This window comes from Brevibacillus sp. HD3.3A, from assembly GCF_013284375.2.
Lineage (GTDB): Bacteria > Bacillota > Bacilli > Brevibacillales > Brevibacillaceae > Brevibacillus > Brevibacillus parabrevis.
The window spans coordinates 1,360,753-1,380,372 of record NZ_CP085874.1; the positions used below are offsets into that span (position 1 = coordinate 1,360,753).

The following is a 19,620-nucleotide window of genomic DNA, read 5'->3' on the forward strand; positions in this document are numbered from 1 at the left end:
GTGCTAGTTGCATGCGCCTAGAAATTGGCCAAATAACAACTGTAGTCGACGAGAAGCTTGCGGGATTCCTGGTCTGCCTGCCTCAGTCTGGAATGCTTGAAGATGGAGCGTCCCGGCTTGGAGTTAGCTTCGAACATCCAGACATGGCCGTGGATGTCGATTCCCATGTCCAGACCGAGTTCGCCAAGGTCGATTCCTTTTGCCTGCTCAATCGCGGTAGCGAGGCGGATGGATGCTTCGCTGACCCGCTCGGACATCAATTCTTTTTGTTTTCCGTACAAATGGTGCAGCAATTCGTCGCCAGGGATGACGGTGCCGCCTGTGCGCACGTGTGTCGTCACGCTGCCGGAACCGGCTACTTTGGCGGCCGTGCAGGACACGACCCATTCGTTTTGCTGGTTTTTATGCAAATGGACGCGGAAATCAAACGGGCGTCCGTGGAATGTTTTGAGCGGGATGCCTTGCTGCGCCAAATAACCGCCTACGCGACGGCTGCGGAACACATGCTGGTACAGACTGGACAGCTTGGAAAACTGTCGTTTCACATTTCCGCTGCCGTTGTGGTAAGAAGCGGTATAGCCGCCGCCGGATTGTCTGACGACCTTCACGATGCCGTAACCGAGGCTGCCGTTTTTCGGCTTCAAATAGACGATCGGATACTTGCGCAGCAAATTGCGCACAGTGGTGAGGGACGGAGAGGTGTACGTTTCCGGGATATGCTCATTGACTTCCGGGTTCGGATAGAGCAATTGGTGAACTCCCCACTTGTTGAAAAAGCCCTGGTTGAACATCGGCATGTTCGGGTAGCTGGCGAGCTTGTATTTGAACTCCCTGACAGCTTCATGCTTCTCCGCTGAACGGGAAGGGATTCGGTCGTAGACCACATCCGGCATGGCTGTGACCATCTTTTTCCAGAAGTATCCGCCTGTTTTGCCCTTGCGCAAAAACCAGGCATTGACGGTATTCGTGCTCCAGTCCACGTCGTGCGGGGAGAAGATGTAGTAAAAGACGCCTTTTCCTTCCTGAGCCTGTAGCAGCTTGTAGAAAAAAGAGGTGCGCGGGCCGATTGGCTGCCGCGAGTCCCTGCGGATTCCTGTGGTGACAATCCCGATAGCCGGACCGATGCGCAGCGCCGAGTCTTCTTGCTTGAGCTGGATCAAGCCGCCGTGAGGAATGCCAAGCTCGGATTGCAACAGCGTCGTCACCTTGATGACGTTTGCTTCCGGATTCCGCTTGTCTTGCAGTACGGTTGCGACGACTTCCTTTTTGCCCAGCATGACCTTGATTTTTTGCCGATGGCGCAGCTGTAGCTTGGAGAAGAGATTAGTCGGCAGGATGATCCCGCTGACACGGGGATTGGAAAGGAAGCGGAGTCGCATTCTGAACGTTTCCATGCTTAGTAACCTCCTACGCGCTCTTTCATGAGATAGTGGGCGTATCGTACGGGCTGGGTAATCGAGTGACGTTTGGCGATCGGGTCGTCAATCAAGCGAAAGACAGTCCTGCCGGGCCTGCTGTTGACTTCGATAATCCAGACGTTTCCGGATGTATCAATCCCGACATCGATTCCCAGCTCCACCAGTCTGCCGTGGCACTCCTCCAAAAAGCGTGGCAATTTTTCTGCCACCTGATTGATGGTCGTCTCGATTTTGGAGTGGACGGCAGGCTTGAAATGACGAGATAGGAAAGCGGAGAGCGGCTGTGCTTTACCGCCTCCGTGCAGGTTGGAGGTGATACTTCGCTTGTCGCCCAAGCGGACCGCCTTGCCGGTTGTCTCCCAATCACCCTGCCCGTTTTTTTGCACGAGCACCCTCACATCAAAAGGGGTGCCGTCCGGTGTGTGCAGCTTCAGATAGGGCTGTACAAGGAACTTGCGACCAGAAGTGAACGAGGCGATAAAAGTTTTCAATCCGGCGGAGTCGCGGATCAGTCTGCGGAACGGCTGGTTCTCCCGGTTCCGCCCTGTGGCCTCGTAGCCGCTTTTGGTTTCCTTGATGCGCACGACGCCGATTCCATGCGTTCCCGCCATTGGCTTGATGACGACGGCGCCGTATTGTTGCAGCATGTCGTTCACCGTGGCGAGCGATAAAATTTCGGTCGGCGGCAACAGGGAAGCCAGTTGCGGCGATTGGGTCAGCATCTGGTGCACCTGCCACTTGCCGGACAGGCCATGCCCCAAAAATGTAATGTTGCGATCGTTTTGCAACTTTTCCACAAATGGTTTATAGTGGCGATAAGATGGGCCAACGAAGCACCGATCGTAGATCAAGGCGGGGAGCGGGAAAGTGTTCGGCTGCCATGATCCGTTGCGGTACTCGAAGCCTCTTACGGTTCGCGAGGAAAAGTTGACCTGACGCGGCGAGAACACGAAGACACGCATCCCGTGCTTGCGTCCGTAAAGCGTCAGCTTTTTGTAATAGCCTTTGTCTACAAAGTGGGAGCCTTGGCAGCGCGTCATGATGCCAAGACTTCGCTCGTCTGCTCTCATGTGGGTCACCTTCGCCTGTTTTTCTTGCTCTTCGGTTTTCCTGCTGCCGTTCTGGTTTTAGTTTTGGCTGACCGGGGAAAACCACTGATGTATGATGCGTATTCCAGCATGCGTACGACGGAAGGCCGGGCGCGGCGGGGCGGTTCTTCCACGCCTTCAGGCAAAGGAACGGTATTGGCCGTTTTGGACGGCTTGCTGTTAACCTCCAATAGCCATACTTGCCCGCGGACATCGACGCCGAGATCGACACCAAATTCAGCGTAATGGCCGGGCAGCGCCTCTTCGAGCAAGACAGACAGCTTCAACGCCACAGCTTTTAGTGTGGCTGGGGATGGGCGAACCGAACTGGCCCAAGGCCCACAGGCACGCAGAGCCTGGAGGGGCGTCATCATCTGGCCGCCTCTGGATATATTGGAAACGATGCGATTCAATCCCAAACGGGCAACCATAGATGTAACGGCCCATTCGCCTGCCCGGTTTTTTTGCACCAATACACGAAAATCAGTCGGCCGTCCGTGAAGGCCGATCAATGGTAAACCTTGTTGCAGTAAATAAGGTTTGCCTTTTGTCTGTTTGCTCAAATATTGATGCAAGCCCGTTATGCTGGAAAATGTTTTGCCAAACCCGCCCGGGCGAGCGAGCTGATATCCCTCCTGCGTTCGGCGCAGCCGGATAATCCCTCGACCCATGCTGCCGTTTGCCGGCTTTGCATAAACCGTCCGGTGCTCGGACAGCATCGTCCGCAAATCTTCCAGACTTTGATAGCGAACCATGGCTGGAAGATGTTCGGAAGCACTCTCCTGATCTTGCAGAGCGGAATGCACGTGCCACTTGTTTAAAAAGTGCTCGTTGAAAAACGGAATGTTGGCGTCTTTGCACCGCTGCAACCAGTTGGCCATCTGCTCGCTGCGCTCCCGCTGACGGGATACGAGCCGATTGTAAATACATTGGGGCAACGGCAAGACTCTTTGGCGCCACACTCCGCCCCGGCGAACAAGACCGCGCACGATCCCGGCATCCCAGTTGACGTCCTGTAGGCGGAATGCGCAGATAATCCCTCCGCGCTTGCGGCAAATATCGGCTACTTCGTTGAAAAAAGGGGACAATGGTCCAAACGGGGATTGCGGAAATTGGGCATTGTAAGAGGATACGAGAATCCCTACATACGGCCCGACAACAAGAGTTTGCTGATCTGCGTTGTAGCGCACAAGCATGGGCCCTCCTGTAGGCAGCCGGAGCGACTGGGCCAAGGCAGGCCGGATAAGCGTTTGGTTGCTGCGATCAATGCCGCTGATACGAGCGCGAACCGTTTTGCTTCCGAATTGGACAGTAGCTGTGGGCGAAGAAAGATTCCATTTGCGCATTTGCGCCTGGGGCAGGTAAAGGTCTACTTCCGTCTTTGGCTCGTATCCGACGACGATGGTTGGAACGTAAGACATGGCTATCCCCTTCCCATCAGGCATAAAGTTAGTCTATGGTATGAGTAGCCAAATCGTTTGGTGCCATGCAGAGAAGAAAGGTTGTTAGTATTTATGAACTTGTGGATAGTATTAGTGAATATCGGCGTAGGCTCTGTGATCGGCGGCGTTACGAACGAACTCGCCATCCGCATGCTGTTTCGACCGCTCAAGCCTTGGTATATCGGCAGTTGGAAGCTTCCGTTCACCCCGGGACTGATCCCGAGAAGGCGGGACGACATCGCGATACAAATGGGCAGATTAGTGGAGGAGCATTTGCTTACGACAGAAGGCGTCAGGCGGGCACTGGCCCAGGGCGACCTGGAAAATACGCTGGCGGGCTGGATGAACAACCTGGCTGCGGACTGGATGGCGGATGAGCGTACGTTGCGCCAAACGCTGCAACGGGCAGTGCCCCAGCTTTTTACCGAGGACGGAGGATGGAGCGAAGCGGTACGCGTCCCTGTCCAGCAAAAATGGCATTCTTTTGTCCAGCAGCTGTTTACACAATATGAAGAAACAAAACTGCGCGATCTGCTTCCACAAGCAGGCATAGATCGCCTGGACGGGGCGGTGACTTCGGCGAGTCACCATATGTTGGGCCGGATTCGCGAGTATTTGTACTCCCCGCAAGGACAGCAAACGTTGCAAGGCATGGTCAAAGGCATGCTCGGCGGAGGCGGGGGCATGTTCGGCGGGCTGGTCGGCATGTTTCTTGGAGACGACAAGATCATTGGCAAAATTGTTCCGCATCTCGATGAGCTTTTGCAAAGCCCGGAGATGGCTGAGCGCTTGCAACAGTTTTTGCGCAAAGAGGCGGACAAGCTGCTGGATAAAACGGTCGGGGAACTGGTGGAGTGGCTCGGCCACGATCAGCTCGACGACTGGTCCCGCGCGCTTTTTGCGAGAATCGAAGCGCAGAGCCTGCAACTCGTGGATCAGCCTATGTCGCGCCTGACCGCGCCGATTCAGCAAACCGTCACAAACGATCTCGTTCCGCGCCTGGCGAAATGGATGGTAGAGTCTTTGCAGACAAACGTCGAGAAAATCTTTTCCCGTCTAGCGATTCGCGATATTGTTACGAGACAGGTGGAAGGCTTCCCGATCGAACGGATCGAAGAAATGGTGGTCGGCATCTCGGGAAAAGAGTTCCGGATGATTACGGTCCTCGGCTTTATTCTTGGCGGGATTATCGGACTGGTTCAGGGACTTTTGGCGAATTGGCTGGGATAGGAAAACTGAAACGAAACTGTAACGGCTCTGTAATAATCCTGTAATATTCCTTGGGTAAGATAAAAGCACGATGAAAACCCCCTTAATGATATACTTTCTGAGTTGGTAGCTTGAAAAAAGCTACCCTTTTTTTTTGTCGCGCCTTCGGGTATATTGGTCGAAGGAGCGCACGTACATTGGAACGGGTGGGAGACCAGGAAGGGGGATTAGCAATATGGCAACGAAACATGAACAAATCTTGCAACATATTGATCGCCTTCCGATCGGTTCGAAGATTTCCGTGCGGCAGATCGCCAAAGACCTGGATGTGAGTGAGGGTACGGCCTACCGCGCAATCAAGGAAGCGGAAACACAAGGATACGTCAGTACGATCGAACGTGTCGGCACAGTGAGAATCGAGAAGAAGCACAAAGAAAACATAGAGCGGCTGACTTTCGCGGAAGTGGTGAACATCGTCGACGGCCATGTGCTTGGCGGACGGGAAGGGCTGCACAAGACGCTGAACAAATTCGTCATCGGTGCGATGCAGCTGGAAGCGATGATGCGCTATATCGACGCGGGCAGTCTATTAATTGTAGGAAACCGTTATCAGGCGCACAAAATTGCCTTGCAGCAAGGAGCGGCCGTCCTGATCACGGGTGGCTTCGATACGAGCGAGGAAATCAAGCAGTTGGCGGATCGTTTGGCTTTGCCGATCATTTCGTCGAGCTATGACTCGTTTACGGTAGCATCGATGATCAACCGGGCCATCTACGACCGTTTGATCAAAAAAGAAATCGTCATGGTCGAGGATGTGCTGAAGCCGCTGGCGGAAACGCCCGTGCTGCTGCCGTCCGACACAGTCGCCAAATGGCACCAGTACACGGAGCTGTATCAGGATACGCGCTTTCCGGTTGTCGATGAGCAAATGCGGCTCATCGGGATCGTGACTTCGAAAGATATTATCGGCCACGAGGAGACGGCGACGATCGACAAGGTCATGACGAAAAATCCGATCACGACCTCGCCGCGCGTGTCTGTCGCTTCGTCGGCGCACATGATGGTGTGGGAAGGGATCGAGCTGTTGCCGGTCGTGGACAATTATCGCAAGCTGGTGGGCGTGCTGAGCCGCAACGACGTGTTGAAGGCGCTCCAGTTTACGGCGAAGCAGCCGCAGATGAGTGAAACATTTCCGAACCTGATCATGTCGCATTTCCGCGAGGAGCGTCAGGCAGACGAGCTGATTTACTTGGGCGACGTCACGCCGCAGATGACGAATCACCTGGGAACGATCGCCAGTGGCATCATGACGACAGTGATGGTCGAAGCGGCCTGTAACTTGCTGCGTCAGCATCGCCGCGGCGACATGGTGCCGGAAAATATTACGGTGTACTTTTTGAAGCCGGTGCAGATGGAGAGCCACATACAGGTGCAGCCGCGACTTTTGGACATCAGCCGCCGCTTCGGTAAGGTCGAGGTGTCGGTTTACCACGGCGAGCAGCTTGTGGGGCAGGCTATGATTACGGCGCAGATTATTGATCGGTAATAGTGGATCGTTGGTGAGGGCAGTCTCTTTGGGGGGCTGCTCTTTTTTTGTTTTTTGCTTGGGGAAGTGGCCGCAGTGCAGGGCTTCGCGAACCGTGGCGTCTTTCCGCCCTCCTGATTGACAAACCAAACAAAAATAACCTATCATCTAATTAGAAAAGTATCTAATTAGAACCGAAAGCACATTTTCCCGAAGAAAGGAGCATCTCTTTTGCAACTCGATAAACTCGTCACCTTTTACAAAGCGCTCGGCGACCCGACTCGTGTGCGGATTTTGGCCATGTTGGCAAATGGACCGCTGCACGGGCAGGCGCTGGCAGGGAAGCTCGGAGTGACGCCGCCGACGATTACACACCATATGGCGAAGCTGCGCGATGCAGGAATCGTCTACGAGCGGCGTGACAAAAACACGATTTACTTTTATTTGCACGAAGCGAACATGAAGCGGCAAACCCAGGCGATTTTGAATGTGTTGGAACGGGCGAAAGGTACGATGGAGGAAGACCTTTTTGCAGATGAGGAAACCAAAACGATCCAGGAGCAGAGGAGGTCCCAGATGGCAGCGGATCAGATGCACGTAATCAAAAGCTTCTTGACCCCCGACGGCAAGCTCAAGCAGATTCCGGCCCAGCGCAAGAAAAAGCTGATCGTGTTCGAATACATGGTGCGGGGGCTGGAGTTTGGCCGCAAATACAAGGAACAGGAAATCAATGACTACATCCGCCAGTTTCACGACGATTACGCGACGATTCGCCGCGAATTTGTCATGAACCACTATATGTATCGCGAAGAGGGCATCTACGAGCTGAATCCGGAAGAGATGTGGGCCAAGGCAGAAGAATTGCGCTAACAGGAAAATGATTCCTTTTGAAAAAGCATAAAAAAAGACAACCGTCGGCACTGCGCTCAGGTTGTCGGAAACAATAGAATGTCACACAAACTGATTATAGCGAGAACTAATTGCGTTTAGCCATGGCAAACGATTGGGAAAACAGGAAAAGTATTTCAGCATGCTGCTTCTTCGCTTAATTCCAATTCACTTTTGATATTTTCCATTTAAGAGCCGCAGAGATGAAATACAGGATGGAAGCAATAAAAAATAGAGTAAACATATCTCCGGTCATCAATAAGTAAAGACTTAAAGGTAAGGAAATCACAAAAGAAATAATGATCAGCGGTTGTTTAAGGAACGAGGTAAGTAAACCGAATATCGCGGGAAGTAACAAACAAAGTGCAGTAAAGACAGAAACAGTTGGTTTGTTGTAAAGCAAAAAGTACCAAAGAATCATGGTTCCAACAGAAGCAAGCAAACCACATATCAGCGACAGGCTGAACATAAAATTGAATTTCACGTTGGTCACCCTCTTTCAAAAACGCACGATTTTCCCATTTAGCGAAGGGCTCGCGTATTCGACGTGAGAAGGAACGTGTTGCTGGCAAAAAGCAGCAGCACAAGCGATGCAGAACTGGTAGCAAGCTGCTCGCCTGTTGTTCTCGGCTTCGCTTCACATAGGCCCCCATACAGAAAAAAGCATGTGGAACAATCGCTCTGTTCTCATGCTTTTTTAGCTCTCAGCTGCCTTTTTTCAATTCTGCCTGCCAGGCGCTGCGATAGTGCAAAAAGTTGCGGGTTCCCAGGTACAGGTTCAGCACACCGACGATCAGCATGATGATCGCGACCACGATGCGGATCGTATCGAGCGTATCAAACGTAAACTGGTTAAGCCCGAACAAAGATACGAGAATGCCGAGTGCGATGTTCATTTTGCCCAGCGTCATTCTGGATTCCAGCGGGTGGATGCCTCTTCTGCGTGCGTGGATGCTGAAGTAGACGCTGGCTACAAGTGAAGCGAGAACGCCGGTCAAATAAAAGGCCGACCACATAGATGGCTTCATCCTTTCCAACAAATCTGGTATTATCCTACCAAATCAAAGCAAGAAAGGTCAAATTCAAACAAGAACGTTCGTTCTTGTTTCCCCACGATCCTCTTACTTTCGGTATAATGATAGAGAGAAAGCTACTACACGATTCGAGTCGTAAACAGGAGAGGAAGGAACCAGATGACCTCCTTTGTCCATTTGCATGTTCATACGGAGTACAGCCTGCTAGACGGAGCGGCGCGGATTGATGCGCTGGTGGAGCGTGCCAAAGAGCTGGGCATGACTGCGCTGGCGATTACGGATCACGCCAATCTGTATGGCGCTGTCCCTTTTTATAAAGCATGTACAGAAAACCAGATCAAGCCGATTATCGGGATGGAATTGTATGTGATCGAAGGAAACTTGCAAGATCGCGTGCGCAATGCGCCTCCCCCGAGCCATTTGATCGTGCTTGCCGAAAATGAGGCGGGCTATCGCAATCTGTTGAAGCTCGCCACGATCGCCAATACGGATGGAAACTACATGATTCCCCGCCTGAACAAAGAAGTGCTGGCCCGGCATGCGGAAGGGTTGATCGCCCTTAGCGGCTGCCAGCATGGCGAGGTTGCGCAGCTTTTGTTGGCTGGCGAAGCCGAGGCAGCGAAAGAAGCAGCCTTGTGGCACCTTCGCGTTTTTGGCGAGGCGAATTACTTTTTGGAGCTGGCTGACCACGGCCTGGAGAGCGAGCGCAGACTCAATGCCCGTCTGGTCAAGCTGAGCCAGGAGACGGGCATTCCGCTGGTCGTCACGAACAATGTGCACTACGTGAAGCAAAACGAGCATCGCCAGCACGATATTTTGCTCGCGATCAAAGAGGGCAAGACCATCGACGAGGAAAACCGCTTCCGCTACGAAACCGACCAATACTATTTGAAAAGCGAAGCAGAAATGGCCGCCGCCTTTTCTTACGCACCCGAAGCGCTTGCCAACACGGGAAAAATCGCGGACAGATGCAATCTCACATTGTCGTTTGGGGCGCACATTTTGCCGGAATTTCCCTTGCCGGAGGGCCAGGATTCGACGCAATATTTGCGTTCGCTATGCGAGCAAGGCTGCCGGGAGCGGTACAAGACAATCACGCCGGACATACAGGCGCGTCTCGATCACGAGCTGTCGATCATTACGGGCACGGGCTTTACCGATTACTTCCTGATCGTCTGGGACTTCATGCGCTACGCCCATCAGCACGGGATTCCGACCGGACCAGGGCGAGGCTCTGCTGCCGGAAGCCTCGTCGCCTACGCATTGAAAATAACGAACGTAGACCCGCTTCATTTCAATCTGCTGTTTGAACGGTTTCTCAATCCGGAGCGGGTGACGATGCCCGATATCGATATCGACTTTTCCGTGGAGCGGCGCGACGAAGTCATCCATTACGTGGCGAAAAAATACGGTCACGACCGCGTGGCTCAGATTATTACGTTTGGAACGATGGCGGCTCGCGCTGCGGTGCGCGACGTAGGCCGGGCACTCGGCCTGTCCGTCGGGATCGTCGACCGGGTAGCGAAAATGATTCCGCAATCTCCCGGCATGACGATTGACCGCGCCATGAAGCTCATTCCGGACATCGGCAAGCTGTGCCAGGAAAACAGACAGGCCGCCCTTTTGATCGAGACGGCAAAAGGCGTGGAAGGTTTGCCGCGCCATGCTTCGACACATGCGGCGGGCGTCGTGATCTCGCGGGAGCCGCTGACCAGCTATGTTCCGTTGCAGACGGGCAGCGAAGGCTTGGCACTGACGCAGTATCCGATGGAGGTGCTGGAGGAAGTCGGTCTGTTGAAAATGGATTTTCTCGGCTTGCGCAACTTGACGATCATTCAGGAGACACTTCGTCATCTGCATGAACAGGGGATTGCGATTGAGCTGGAGAGCATTCCGACGGATGATCCGAATACGTTCCGCATGTTGTCGCGCGGCGAGACGACAGGGGTATTCCAGCTGGAGTCCGGCGGGATGCGCAACGTGCTCCGCGACCTGAAGCCGACCAGTCTGGACGATATTATCGCTGTGCTGGCCTTGTATCGGCCGGGACCGATGGAAATTATCCCGCAGTACATCGCCGCCAAGCACGGCCAGAGCGCTGTGCATTACGCGCATCCGGTGCTTGAGCCGATCTTGCGCGAGACGCACGGCTTCATGATCTACCAGGAGCAAATTATGCAAATCTCGTCTACGCTCGCTGGCTTCAGTTTGGGTGAGGCAGACATTTTGCGCCGGGCGGTCGGAAAGAAAAAACGCGAGCTGTTGGCCGAGCAGCGGGAAAAGTTCGTGGCTGGTTGCGTCCGTCAAGGCTACGGCGAAGAGCTTGGTCATCAAGTGTACGATCTGATCGTCCGCTTTGCCGATTACGGCTTCAATAAAGCGCACTCTGTCGCCTACGCGGTCATCGCCTACCAGATGGCGTATTTGAAAGCGACCTATCCGCTTGCTTTTATGGCAGCCCTTTTGTCGCTGTCGATCGGCTCGCAGACGAGAATCGCCGAGTACACGGAGGAGGCGCGGCGCCTGGGGCTTCGCGTGCTGGGGCCGGATGTCAACAAAAGCACGGCGTCCTTTGCAGTCGAACAAGATGCGATTCGTTTCGGGCTTGCTGCCGTCAAAAACGTCGGCTATGGAGCGATCGAATCGATTGTAAAAGAACGGGCTGTGCGTCCGTATCGGGACGTTTTCGATTTTTGCGCCAGAGTAGATGCGCGTCTCGTGAACAGACGAGTGGTAGAATCGCTGACGCTCTGCGGGGCGCTGGATTCGCTGCCTGGTCACCGCAGCCAGTTGCTGCTGCTTTTGGACGAGGCGGTCGGCAAGACGAATGCGAAGCGGATCGAGCGCGACGCGAATCAGCTCGACCTGTTTGCGGGAGAAGAACAAGCGGCGCCATTGCGCGAGCCGGCTGAATACCCGGAAGTGCCGCCGATGTCACGCGCCCAGCAGCTGAAAGAAGAACGGGAACTGATCGGCGTGTACATTTCCGGCCATCCGCTCGACCAGTATGCGCACGTGGCTGCCCGCCCCGAAGTGACGGCTATTTCGGCGCTCAGCGAGCTGGCCCGCGACAAAACGGTGAAAGTGTTCGGAATGATTACGGAAGAAAAGCGCATCCAGACGAAAAAGGGCGACCCGATGGCGTTTTTGGTGCTGGAGGACAAAACCGCGCAGGTGGAGCTGGTCGTCTTTCCGCAAGTGTTTGCCAAGTACGGCGACTTGCTCGGCAAAGAGCGGATGGTCGTAGCCGAAGCGCGGGTGGATCATCAGGATGACATGGTGAAGCTGCTCGCATCGCGCTTTTGGGATGCCGAGACACTGCAAGCGCCGACCGCCGAGACGGTGTTGTTTGTCAAAATTTCCGCCCAGCAGGAGCACGATTCGACACTGCAACGTTTGCAACGGCTGTTTGTCGAAAAAAAAGGAACGATTCCTGTGATTCTGTTTTACGAGGGAAAAAGACAGACAATTCGCCTGCCGGAGGACATTCGGGTCGAGGTGGACGAGTCATTTTTGGAGCAAGCGCGAGATATTGTGGGACGTGACAGCGTAATCCAGAAAGAATTGCCCATAAATTGGGGAGGATGAGGAATGTCCTCCCTTTTTCGCCGTTTTCGGCAGGTTTACAGGATAACAGGTTTTGCTATATATTGAATTCATAACTCGTTAAGTGGTCAGACCACTTAGGGCTTTCAAGCAATAAAGAGGCTGTTCAGGCAATCATAGAAAGACTATCGTGAAATGGAGTGGTAATGGATGTCTAGTTTGAGAGAGGAAGCGCTGGAACTTCACCGAAAAAATAAAGGGAAGCTGGAGGCAGTGACCAAGGTTCCCGTTCGCAATGCTCGCGATCTGAGCCTTGCTTATTCTCCTGGTGTTGCTGAGCCTTGCAAAGACATTTTTGACGACAAATCCAAAGTTTACGAATACACCATGAAGGGCAACCTCGTTGCAGTCGTGAGCGATGGTACCGCTGTTCTCGGTCTCGGCAACATCGGACCGGAAGCCGCTATGCCGGTGATGGAAGGAAAAGCTGTACTGTTCAAATCGTTCGCAGGCGTGGACGCATTCCCGATCTGCCTGAACACGACTGATGTAGACAAAATCGTAGAAACTGTGAAGCTGCTCGAACCGACTTTTGGCGGTGTTAACCTTGAAGATATCGCAGCTCCGGCATGCTTCGAGGTAGAAGAGCGCCTGAAGCGCGAAACAAACATTCCGATTTTCCACGACGATCAGCACGGTACAGCAATCGTAACGGCTGCGGGCCTGATCAACGCCCTGCGCGTGGTTGACAAAAAGCTCGAAGATATCCGCGTGGTAGCGAACGGTGCGGGCGCTGCTGGTATCGCGATCATGAAACTTTTGATTTCCATGGGCGTAAAAGAAGTGATCATGGTTGATACAAAAGGAATCGTGTACGAAGGCCGTCAATTCGGGATGAACCCGGTAAAAGAAGAGATGGCGAAAATCACGAACCGCAGCAAGCTGCAAGGCGATCTCGCTGACGCGATGAAAGGCGCTGACGTCTTCATCGGCGTATCGGTAGCAGGCGCGGTAACTCCTGACATGGTTCGCTCCATGAACCGCGATGCGATCATCTTCGCGATGGCGAACCCGACTCCGGAAATCATGCCGAGCGAGGCGAAAGAAGCAGGGGCAGCCGTAGTCGGTACAGGCCGTTCCGACTTCCCGAACCAGGTGAACAACGTACTTGCCTTCCCGGGCATTTTCCGTGGGGCGCTCGATACGCGCGCGACTGAAATCAACGAGGACATGAAGCTGGCAGCCGTGTACGCAATCGCGGACCTGATCACGCCAGAAGAGCTTTCCGCAGAAAAAGTCATCCCTGCTCCGTTTGATCCGCGCGTCGCTCCAAATGTGGCGGCAGCCGTAGCCAAAGCAGCGATGGAGAGCGGCGTTGCCCGCATCACTGTCGATCCGGAAGCAGTAAAAGAGAAAACAGCCAGTCTGGCAGCCATTTCCTATCAGCAAGTGTAAGGAAGTGCAGTCAAACACCCTCCACGAGCATCTGTATCAGACGTGAATATGTGGGGGGTGCTTCACTTCACCAGTAGCAGCCATTAAGGGGGATCATTGTGCTCGACTCGACTCAAGATCGAAAGGTTTACGAAGGCATACTCCTGCAATTGCATGCAATCATTCAGGAGCAAAACTTACGGCCTGGCGACAAGCTTCCGTCGGAGCGAGAGTTGTCTGAGCAATTAGGGGCTGGTCGCTCCTCTGTACGCGAAGCCCTCCGTGCGCTGGAGCTGCTCGGGCTCATCGAGACGCGCCGCGGGGAAGGCACTTTCCTCAAGCATTATCGGCACAACCGACTGATCGATATTCTTGGCTTTTTTATCCTACGGGATACGAAAACCAAGAAGGACTTGATCGAAATGCGCAAGATGCTGGAGATCGATGCTGTCCGTCTCGCCTGTAGACGGGCCACGCCCAAGCATTTCGAGGAAATGGAACGGATTCTCGCGATCGCACAAGAGCGGGTAGAGAGAGGCGAGGTTCCTACAGAAGAAGACTACCAGTTCCACCGCGTGATTTGCCGATCCAGCCGCAACTCCATTTTGCACCGCATCTGGACGCCTTTGGTAGAGTACAGCAACAGTGTGCGGATTGAATCGTTGTCGCGGGAAGGCAGGGCGCGCATGGCATTGGAGGAGCATCGCGAGATCATGGAAGCGATTCGCGAAGGCGATGTCACTGTCGCGGTTGAGAGAATGAGGCACCACTTGGAGAACAGCAAGCTCTAGATTTTACTCCTATTTGCGAGGGGCGCTGGCGCTGTGATATGATGATGCAGACCTGTATTGGACGATGAAGGAGGAAGCCAGCATGTGGACGGTCATCTACATCGCTCCTAGCGCTAGAATAGCTGAACGGATACAGCAACGTTTGACAGATGAAGGATTTTTGGTCAAGGTTCGCGAGGCGAGAGTTTCGAAGCAATACGAGATTCTTGTGCCCGAAGGCGAACTGAACGAAGTCCGGGATGTACTCGGCTCGATCCTTCACTGATGAGAAAGGTGGGGTGTACCTGTGCTAAAAGATCTTTTTGGGAAAAAGCGCAAATTTGCCACTGTCCCTTCCGAGACGCTGGCACGTGTCCCTGCTTCCACCGACGCTAGCAAGGAAGCGGGTACGAAGGAGAAGGAAGTCCCTGAGGGATTGATGAATAAATGCCCACATTGTGGGACGATCCACTACTCGAAGGATTTGGAAAAAAACTTGCGCGTATGCAAAGGCTGCCAGTTTCACTATTCCATGTCCGCGCCAGAGCGGTTGCAATCCCTTTTGGATGAAGGTGTCCTGACAGAGGAGTTTGACGCGAACCTGATCGCGTCCAATCCGCTCGGGTTCCCTGACTATCTGGAAAAGCTGGAGCAGGATATGGCAAACACGAATTTGAACGAAGCGATCATCACTGGCGAGGGCTTGCTCGGCGGCAACCGCATCGTGATCGGGGTTATGGATTCCCGCTTCCGCATGGCCAGCATGGGCTCGGTTGTCGGGGAAAAAATTACGCGTGCAATTGAGCAAGCGATCGAACGGCGTCTGCCTTTCATCCTGTTCTCCGCATCCGGCGGTGCGCGCATGCAGGAAGGCGTACTGAGTCTGATGCAGATGGCGAAGACCAGTGCCGCTTTGTCCAGACTGGACCGCGAGCGCTTGCTGTTCGTTTCGGTCATGACGAATCCTACATATGGCGGTGTATCTGCAAGCTTCTCTTCCCTTGGCGACTACAATATCGCAGAACCGGGAGCCATGATCGGCTTTGCGGGACGTCGCGTCATTGAGCAAACGATTCGCCAGGAGCTGCCAAAAGACTTCCAGACTGCGGAGTTTTTGCTGAAAAACGGTCAGCTCGACATGGTCGTACATCGCAAGGACATGCGTCAAACGCTGTCCAAACTGGTAGAGATGCACACGTCACGGGAAGGAGTGGAAATATGGCAGGCGAACTCCCCTTTGAAAAGCCATTAGTAGAATTGCAAGACAAGATTAAGGAATTGCGCCGCTTTACCGAAGAAAAAGGCATTGATTTCTCCGACGAAGTAAAGCGTCTGGAGCAAAAGGCAAAAGAGCTTGCCGAACAAATTTATGGCAACTTGACGCCGTGGCAGCGCGTCCAACTGGCCCGTCACCCGGAAAGACCAACGACTTTGGACTATATTCAACTTCTTTTTACTGATTTTATAGAAGTACACGGGGACAGGTTGTACGGGGATGACCATTCGATCGTGGGCGGCATCGCCAAGCTGGACGGTCGTCCGGTGACTGTGATCGGCCATCAAAAAGGCAAAGACACCAAGGACAACATCAAGCGCAATTTCGGGATGGCGCATCCTGAAGGGTACAGAAAAGCTCTGCGCATCATGCAGCAGGCCGACAAATTCGGACGTCCGATTATTTGTTTCATCAACACATCGGGAGCGTATCCGGGTAAAGCGGCAGAAGAGCGCGGCCAGAGCGAAGCGATTGCTCGCAACTTGCGGGAAATGGCTACTTTTCGCGTGCCGATTATTTGTATCGTCATCGGCGAAGGCGGCAGCGGCGGTGCGCTGGCGATCAGCGTCGGCAATCGCATCTATATGCTGGAGAATTCCTATTACTCCGTGATTGCACCGGAGAGCGCGGCGGCCATTTTGTGGAGAGATTCCAGCCTTGGCATGCGCGCAGCGGAGTCGATGAAAATTACGGCTCCTGATTTGCTCGCGCTCGGCGTGATCGACGGCATCCTTGACGAGCCGTTCGGCGGGGCGCATCGAGACTTGATTGCGCAGGCAACAGCGGTCAAGACGGTGATTGCCGAGCAATTGGAACAGTTGGGTCGTTTGAGCCCGGATGAACTGATACAGGACCGATATGAGAAGTTCAAACGAATCGGCGAATACGCCTCCCTGTAAGTCACAGGGGGCGTTTTTTGTGCGGTAAAAAGACTGAGTCTATTGATGGACGATCGTATGGTCTGAACACAGACCGCAATAAAATCATGGCACAGCCAAGTTTTCTTATCTTTTTTTGGCACGGAAAATCTGCTACAATCGATTTCGAACAAGCGAGTTATCAGAGCTTTCAAAAAGTATGGCACATTTCTGTTCTGTGTATAACAGATATACGAAATGGAGTGATACAGCATGTTTCATAGCCGTTATGGTACATACTGTTTCCGTTTCATGACATGCTAAAGACGAAATGGATTGGAGAGGTGGATTCCATGCAAAAGCTTGCGGTTCTGACCAGCGGAGGAGATTCGCCCGGCATGAACGCCGCGGTGCGTGCGGCAGTTCGTCGTGCTGCTTACCACGGAGTGCAAATGTACGGGGTGTATCACGGCTACGAAGGTCTGATGAATGGCGATATCCAGGAAATGACACTGGGCTCCGTTGGGGACATTATCCAGCGAGGAGGAACCATCCTTTACTCTGCCCGCAGCCAAGCCTTCAGAACAGAGGAAGGGCAGCAAAAAGCAGTGGAGCAGCTGCGCAAATTCGGGATTGAAGGGCTGATCGTCATCGGTGGAGACGGGTCGTTCCGTGGCGCACAGAAGCTGACGGAAAAAGGCTTCCCGACCATCGGCGTGCCGGGAACGATTGACAACGACATTCCGTGCACCGATTTTACGATTGGGTTCGATACCGCTCTGAATACGATTGTGGAAGCGATCGATAAAATTCGCGACACGGCAACCTCTCATGAGCGTACCTACATTATCGAGGTAATGGGCCGGGATGCAGGCGATTTGGCACTGTGGGCAGGACTTGCTGCTGGGGCCGAGTCGATTATCATCCCGGAAGAATCCCAGGACATGAGCGATATTATAGAACGCCTGCATGCCGGACAGCGCCGTGGCAAAAAGCATTCCATCATTATAGTGGCGGAAGGCGTAGGCAGCGCTGCTTCGTACGCGGAAGCCATCACCAAGGAAACAGGCTGGGAGACGCGCGTGACCGTGCTCGGACACATTCAGCGCGGAGGCTCACCTACCGCGATGGACCGCATGCTGGCGAGCCGGATGGGAGCAGCCGCAGTCGACTTGCTCCTGGAAGGCAAAAAAGACCGGATGGTTGGCATCCAGAACAACACAATCGTCGACGTCGATTTCAATGAAGCATTGTCCCAGAAACACCAACTGGATTTATCCGTATATCAACTGGCGCGCACACTGTCTATTTGATCAGGCAAAGCCTGGGTAGCAGTGTATAGAGGAGGCATAATTCCTATGTTAAGGAAAGCAAAAATCGTGTGTACAATCGGACCGGCGAGTGAGTCCGTTGAAACGTTGAAAAAGCTGATTCATGCGGGGATGAACGTAGCCCGTCTGAACTTTTCCCACGGAAGCCATGAAGAGCACGCAGCGCGGATCGTGAACATTCGTCGTGCGTCCGAAGAGACAGGCAAGCCGGTGGCGATTCTTTTGGATACAAAAGGGCCGGAAATTCGCACAGGCACGCTTGCTACAGATTCGGTCGAGCTGGAAGAAGGCAAGACGCTGATTTTGACGACAGAAGAACTGGCAGGAACGGCAGAGAAAGTTTCGATCACTTATTCGGAACTGCCTCAGGATGTCAATCCGGGCGACACGATTTTGATTGATGACGGCCTGATCGGGCTGACGGTTCTGGAAGTGCAAGGCAACGAGATCGTTTGCCAAATCAAAAACGGCGGAACGCTGAAAAGCAAAAAAGGCGTCAACGTGCCAGGCGTCAAAATCAATTTGCCGGGAATTACGGAAAAGGACGCACAAGATATCGAGTTCGGGATTGCGCAGCAAGTCGATTTCATTGCGGCTTCTTTTGTCCGCAAGGCGAGCGACATTCTCGAAATCCGCCAAATTTTGGAGCGCCACAACGTGCGCATTGACATCATCGCGAAGATCGAAAACCAGGAAGGCGTCGACAATGTCGATGAAATCCTCGTCGTAACAGACGGCATCATGGTAGCGCGTGGCGACCTCGGCGTGGAAATTCCTGCGGAGGAAGTGCCGCTCGTCCAGAAAAAGCTGATCAAAAAATGCAACGAGCTGGCCAAACCTGTCATCACGGCGACGCAAATGCTCGATTCCATGCAGCGCAACCCTCGTCCTACTCGCGCAGAAGCAAGCGACGTAGCCAATGCGATTTTTGACGGCACAGACGCGATCATGCTGTCCGGTGAGACGGCTGCGGGCAAATATCCGGTAGAATCGGTCGAAACGATGGACCGCATCGCGGTACGAGCAGAGCAAGAGCTTAACTACCGTGAGATTTTGTATGCGCAAGCGCAGCTCAAGCAAGTGACGATTACCGATGCGATTAGCCAGGCTGTCTCCAATGCAGCGCTCGATCTCGATGCGACAGCGATCATTACGGCGACAGAGAGCGGTCATACGGCGCGCATGGTATCCAAATTCCGTCCGAAAGCTCCCATCGTAGCGGTCACACCGCACGAAGCTGTCATTCGCCGACTGGCGCTCGTAAACGGCGTATATCCGGTCAAAGGCGTGCTGGCAAACACAACCGATGAGATGCTGGAGATGTCTGTCCAGGAAGCAATCGACGCAGGCTTCGTGCGTCACGGCGACCTCGTAGTCATTACCGCGGGTGTGCCTGTGCGTGAAGTAGGGACAACCAACCTCATGAAGATTCACGTGATCGGCGATGTCGTGGCAAAAGGCCAAGGCATCGGTCGCAAAGTCGTGACGAGCAAAGTCGTCATCGCCCGTTCGGCAGAAGAAGCGCTGCAAAAAGTAGAAGACGGCGTGATCCTGGTGACGATCGGAACGGACTCGGACATGATTGAAGCGTTCAGCAAGGCAGGAGCGGTCATTTGCGAAGAGGGCGGGCTGACATCCCATGCAGCGATCGTCGGGCTCAATTTGGGCGTCCCAGTGATCGTAGGCGTGCAGTTTGCCACCGACTTGCTGAAGGAAGGCCAAATCGTTACGGTTGACTCCGAGCGTGGGCATATTTATTCAGGGCAGACGCGGGTTCTGTAGGTCATCAGACTCATTTTTAT

General features: G+C 53.6%; 16 protein-coding genes. 11 read left to right on the forward strand and 5 right to left on the reverse strand.

Features of this window, described 5'->3' with window-relative positions; genetic code table 11:
- Positions 1-17: 17 nt before the first annotated feature.
- From HP435_RS06795 to HP435_RS06805, 3 genes are read right to left on the reverse strand one after another with little or no spacing between them, the layout of a single operon-like run.
- Positions 18-1,394 carry a YheC/YheD family endospore coat-associated protein gene (locus HP435_RS06795; RefSeq protein WP_122962894.1) on the reverse strand — a complete coding sequence of 459 codons (1,377 nt, stop codon included), beginning with the start codon at positions 1,392-1,394 and terminating at the stop codon, positions 18-20.
- A gap of 2 nt (positions 1,395-1,396) precedes the next feature.
- Entirely contained in the window at positions 1,397-2,488 is a 1,092-nt protein-coding gene (locus tag HP435_RS06800) for a YheC/YheD family endospore coat-associated protein (protein ID WP_122962895.1), read from the reverse strand.
- 5 nt (positions 2,489-2,493) lie between these two features.
- On the reverse strand, positions 2,494-3,927 hold the full coding sequence (locus HP435_RS06805) for a YheC/YheD family endospore coat-associated protein (protein WP_122962896.1): 1,434 nt from the start codon (positions 3,925-3,927) through the stop codon (positions 2,494-2,496).
- Between the two features lie 93 nt (positions 3,928-4,020).
- On the opposite strand from HP435_RS06805, the gene HP435_RS06810 reads away from it, so the two are divergent.
- The 3 genes from HP435_RS06810 to HP435_RS06820 all read left to right on the forward strand — a co-directional run bounded on the left by HP435_RS06810 (position 4,021) and on the right by HP435_RS06820 (position 7,552).
- Complete coding sequence (locus tag HP435_RS06810; RefSeq protein ID WP_122962897.1) at positions 4,021-5,178, forward strand: DUF445 domain-containing protein; 1,158 nt, start codon at positions 4,021-4,023, stop codon at positions 5,176-5,178.
- A 214-nt stretch (positions 5,179-5,392) separates the two neighbouring features.
- Positions 5,393-6,703: a DRTGG domain-containing protein gene (locus HP435_RS06815; protein WP_063229161.1), complete on the forward strand. Its 1,311-nt coding sequence runs from the start codon at positions 5,393-5,395 to the stop codon at positions 6,701-6,703.
- Positions 6,704-6,913: 210 nt separating this feature from the next.
- Positions 6,914-7,552, forward strand: a complete 639-nt coding sequence (locus HP435_RS06820; RefSeq protein ID WP_122962898.1) for a DUF2087 domain-containing protein — start codon at positions 6,914-6,916, stop codon at positions 7,550-7,552.
- 175 nt (positions 7,553-7,727) lie between these two features.
- On the opposite strand, the gene HP435_RS06825 is transcribed toward HP435_RS06820, so the two are convergent.
- Complete coding sequence (locus tag HP435_RS06825; RefSeq protein WP_122962899.1) at positions 7,728-8,054, reverse strand: hypothetical protein; 327 nt, start codon at positions 8,052-8,054, stop codon at positions 7,728-7,730.
- Positions 8,055-8,274: 220 nt separating this feature from the next.
- A complete protein-coding gene (locus tag HP435_RS06830) occupies positions 8,275-8,586 on the reverse strand; it encodes a YtpI family protein (protein ID WP_173596094.1) in 312 nt (103 codons plus the stop codon).
- A 177-nt stretch (positions 8,587-8,763) separates the two neighbouring features.
- On the opposite strand from HP435_RS06830, the gene HP435_RS06835 reads away from it, so the two are divergent.
- The 8 genes from HP435_RS06835 (at position 8,764) to pyk (ending at position 19,600) form a co-directional block, all read left to right on the forward strand.
- On the forward strand, positions 8,764-12,192 hold the full coding sequence (locus HP435_RS06835; RefSeq protein WP_173598438.1) for a DNA polymerase III subunit alpha: 3,429 nt from the start codon (positions 8,764-8,766) through the stop codon (positions 12,190-12,192).
- A 168-nt stretch (positions 12,193-12,360) separates the two neighbouring features.
- Entirely contained in the window at positions 12,361-13,605 is a 1,245-nt protein-coding gene (locus tag HP435_RS06840; protein ID WP_122962902.1) for an NADP-dependent malic enzyme, read from the forward strand.
- Between the two features lie 98 nt (positions 13,606-13,703).
- Positions 13,704-14,375, forward strand: a complete 672-nt coding sequence (locus tag HP435_RS06845) for a FadR/GntR family transcriptional regulator (protein WP_122962903.1) — start codon at positions 13,704-13,706, stop codon at positions 14,373-14,375.
- Positions 14,376-14,457: 82 nt separating this feature from the next.
- Complete coding sequence (locus HP435_RS06850; protein ID WP_122962904.1) at positions 14,458-14,640, forward strand: glutamate decarboxylase; 183 nt, start codon at positions 14,458-14,460, stop codon at positions 14,638-14,640.
- A 21-nt stretch (positions 14,641-14,661) separates the two neighbouring features.
- A complete protein-coding gene (gene accD / locus HP435_RS06855; protein WP_122962905.1) occupies positions 14,662-15,606 on the forward strand; it encodes an acetyl-CoA carboxylase, carboxyltransferase subunit beta in 945 nt (314 codons plus the stop codon).
- Positions 15,573-16,529, forward strand: a complete 957-nt coding sequence (locus HP435_RS06860) for an acetyl-CoA carboxylase carboxyltransferase subunit alpha (protein ID WP_173598437.1) — start codon at positions 15,573-15,575, stop codon at positions 16,527-16,529. The genes accD and HP435_RS06860 overlap by 34 nt, the downstream gene beginning before the upstream one ends.
- Positions 16,530-16,840: 311 nt before the next feature.
- Positions 16,841-17,800, forward strand: a complete 960-nt coding sequence (pfkA, locus tag HP435_RS06865; protein WP_122962906.1) for a 6-phosphofructokinase — start codon at positions 16,841-16,843, stop codon at positions 17,798-17,800.
- 45 nt (positions 17,801-17,845) lie between these two features.
- Positions 17,846-19,600, forward strand: coding sequence for a pyruvate kinase (pyk, locus tag HP435_RS06870; protein ID WP_122962907.1), 1,755 nt, complete (start codon positions 17,846-17,848; stop codon positions 19,598-19,600).
- Positions 19,601-19,620 lie beyond the last annotated feature (20 nt).

Excerpts from the sequence above, each read along its gene's own strand:
- HP435_RS06830 (WP_173596094.1), bottom strand. The coding sequence starts at position 8,586 with ATGTGGTCGGCCTTTTATTTGACCGGCGTTCTCGCTTCACTTGTAGCC.
- HP435_RS06810 (WP_122962897.1), top strand. The coding sequence starts at position 4,021 with ATGAACTTGTGGATAGTATTAGTGAATATCGGCGTAGGCTCTGTGATC.
- HP435_RS06860 (WP_173598437.1), top strand. The coding sequence starts at position 15,573 with ATGGCAGGCGAACTCCCCTTTGAAAAGCCATTAGTAGAATTGCAAGAC.
- HP435_RS06815 (WP_063229161.1), top strand. The coding sequence starts at position 5,393 with ATGGCAACGAAACATGAACAAATCTTGCAACATATTGATCGCCTTCCG.
- HP435_RS06800 (WP_122962895.1), bottom strand. The coding sequence starts at position 2,488 with ATGAGAGCAGACGAGCGAAGTCTTGGCATCATGACGCGCTGCCAAGGC.
- HP435_RS06840 (WP_122962902.1), top strand. The coding sequence starts at position 12,361 with ATGTCTAGTTTGAGAGAGGAAGCGCTGGAACTTCACCGAAAAAATAAA.
- HP435_RS06850 (WP_122962904.1), top strand. The coding sequence starts at position 14,458 with ATGTGGACGGTCATCTACATCGCTCCTAGCGCTAGAATAGCTGAACGG.
- HP435_RS06805 (WP_122962896.1), bottom strand. The coding sequence starts at position 3,927 with ATGTCTTACGTTCCAACCATCGTCGTCGGATACGAGCCAAAGACGGAA.
- pfkA (WP_122962906.1), top strand. The coding sequence starts at position 16,841 with ATGCAAAAGCTTGCGGTTCTGACCAGCGGAGGAGATTCGCCCGGCATG.
- HP435_RS06795 (WP_122962894.1), bottom strand. The coding sequence starts at position 1,394 with ATGGAAACGTTCAGAATGCGACTCCGCTTCCTTTCCAATCCCCGTGTC.
- pyk (WP_122962907.1), top strand. The coding sequence starts at position 17,846 with ATGTTAAGGAAAGCAAAAATCGTGTGTACAATCGGACCGGCGAGTGAG.
- HP435_RS06835 (WP_173598438.1), top strand. The coding sequence starts at position 8,764 with ATGACCTCCTTTGTCCATTTGCATGTTCATACGGAGTACAGCCTGCTA.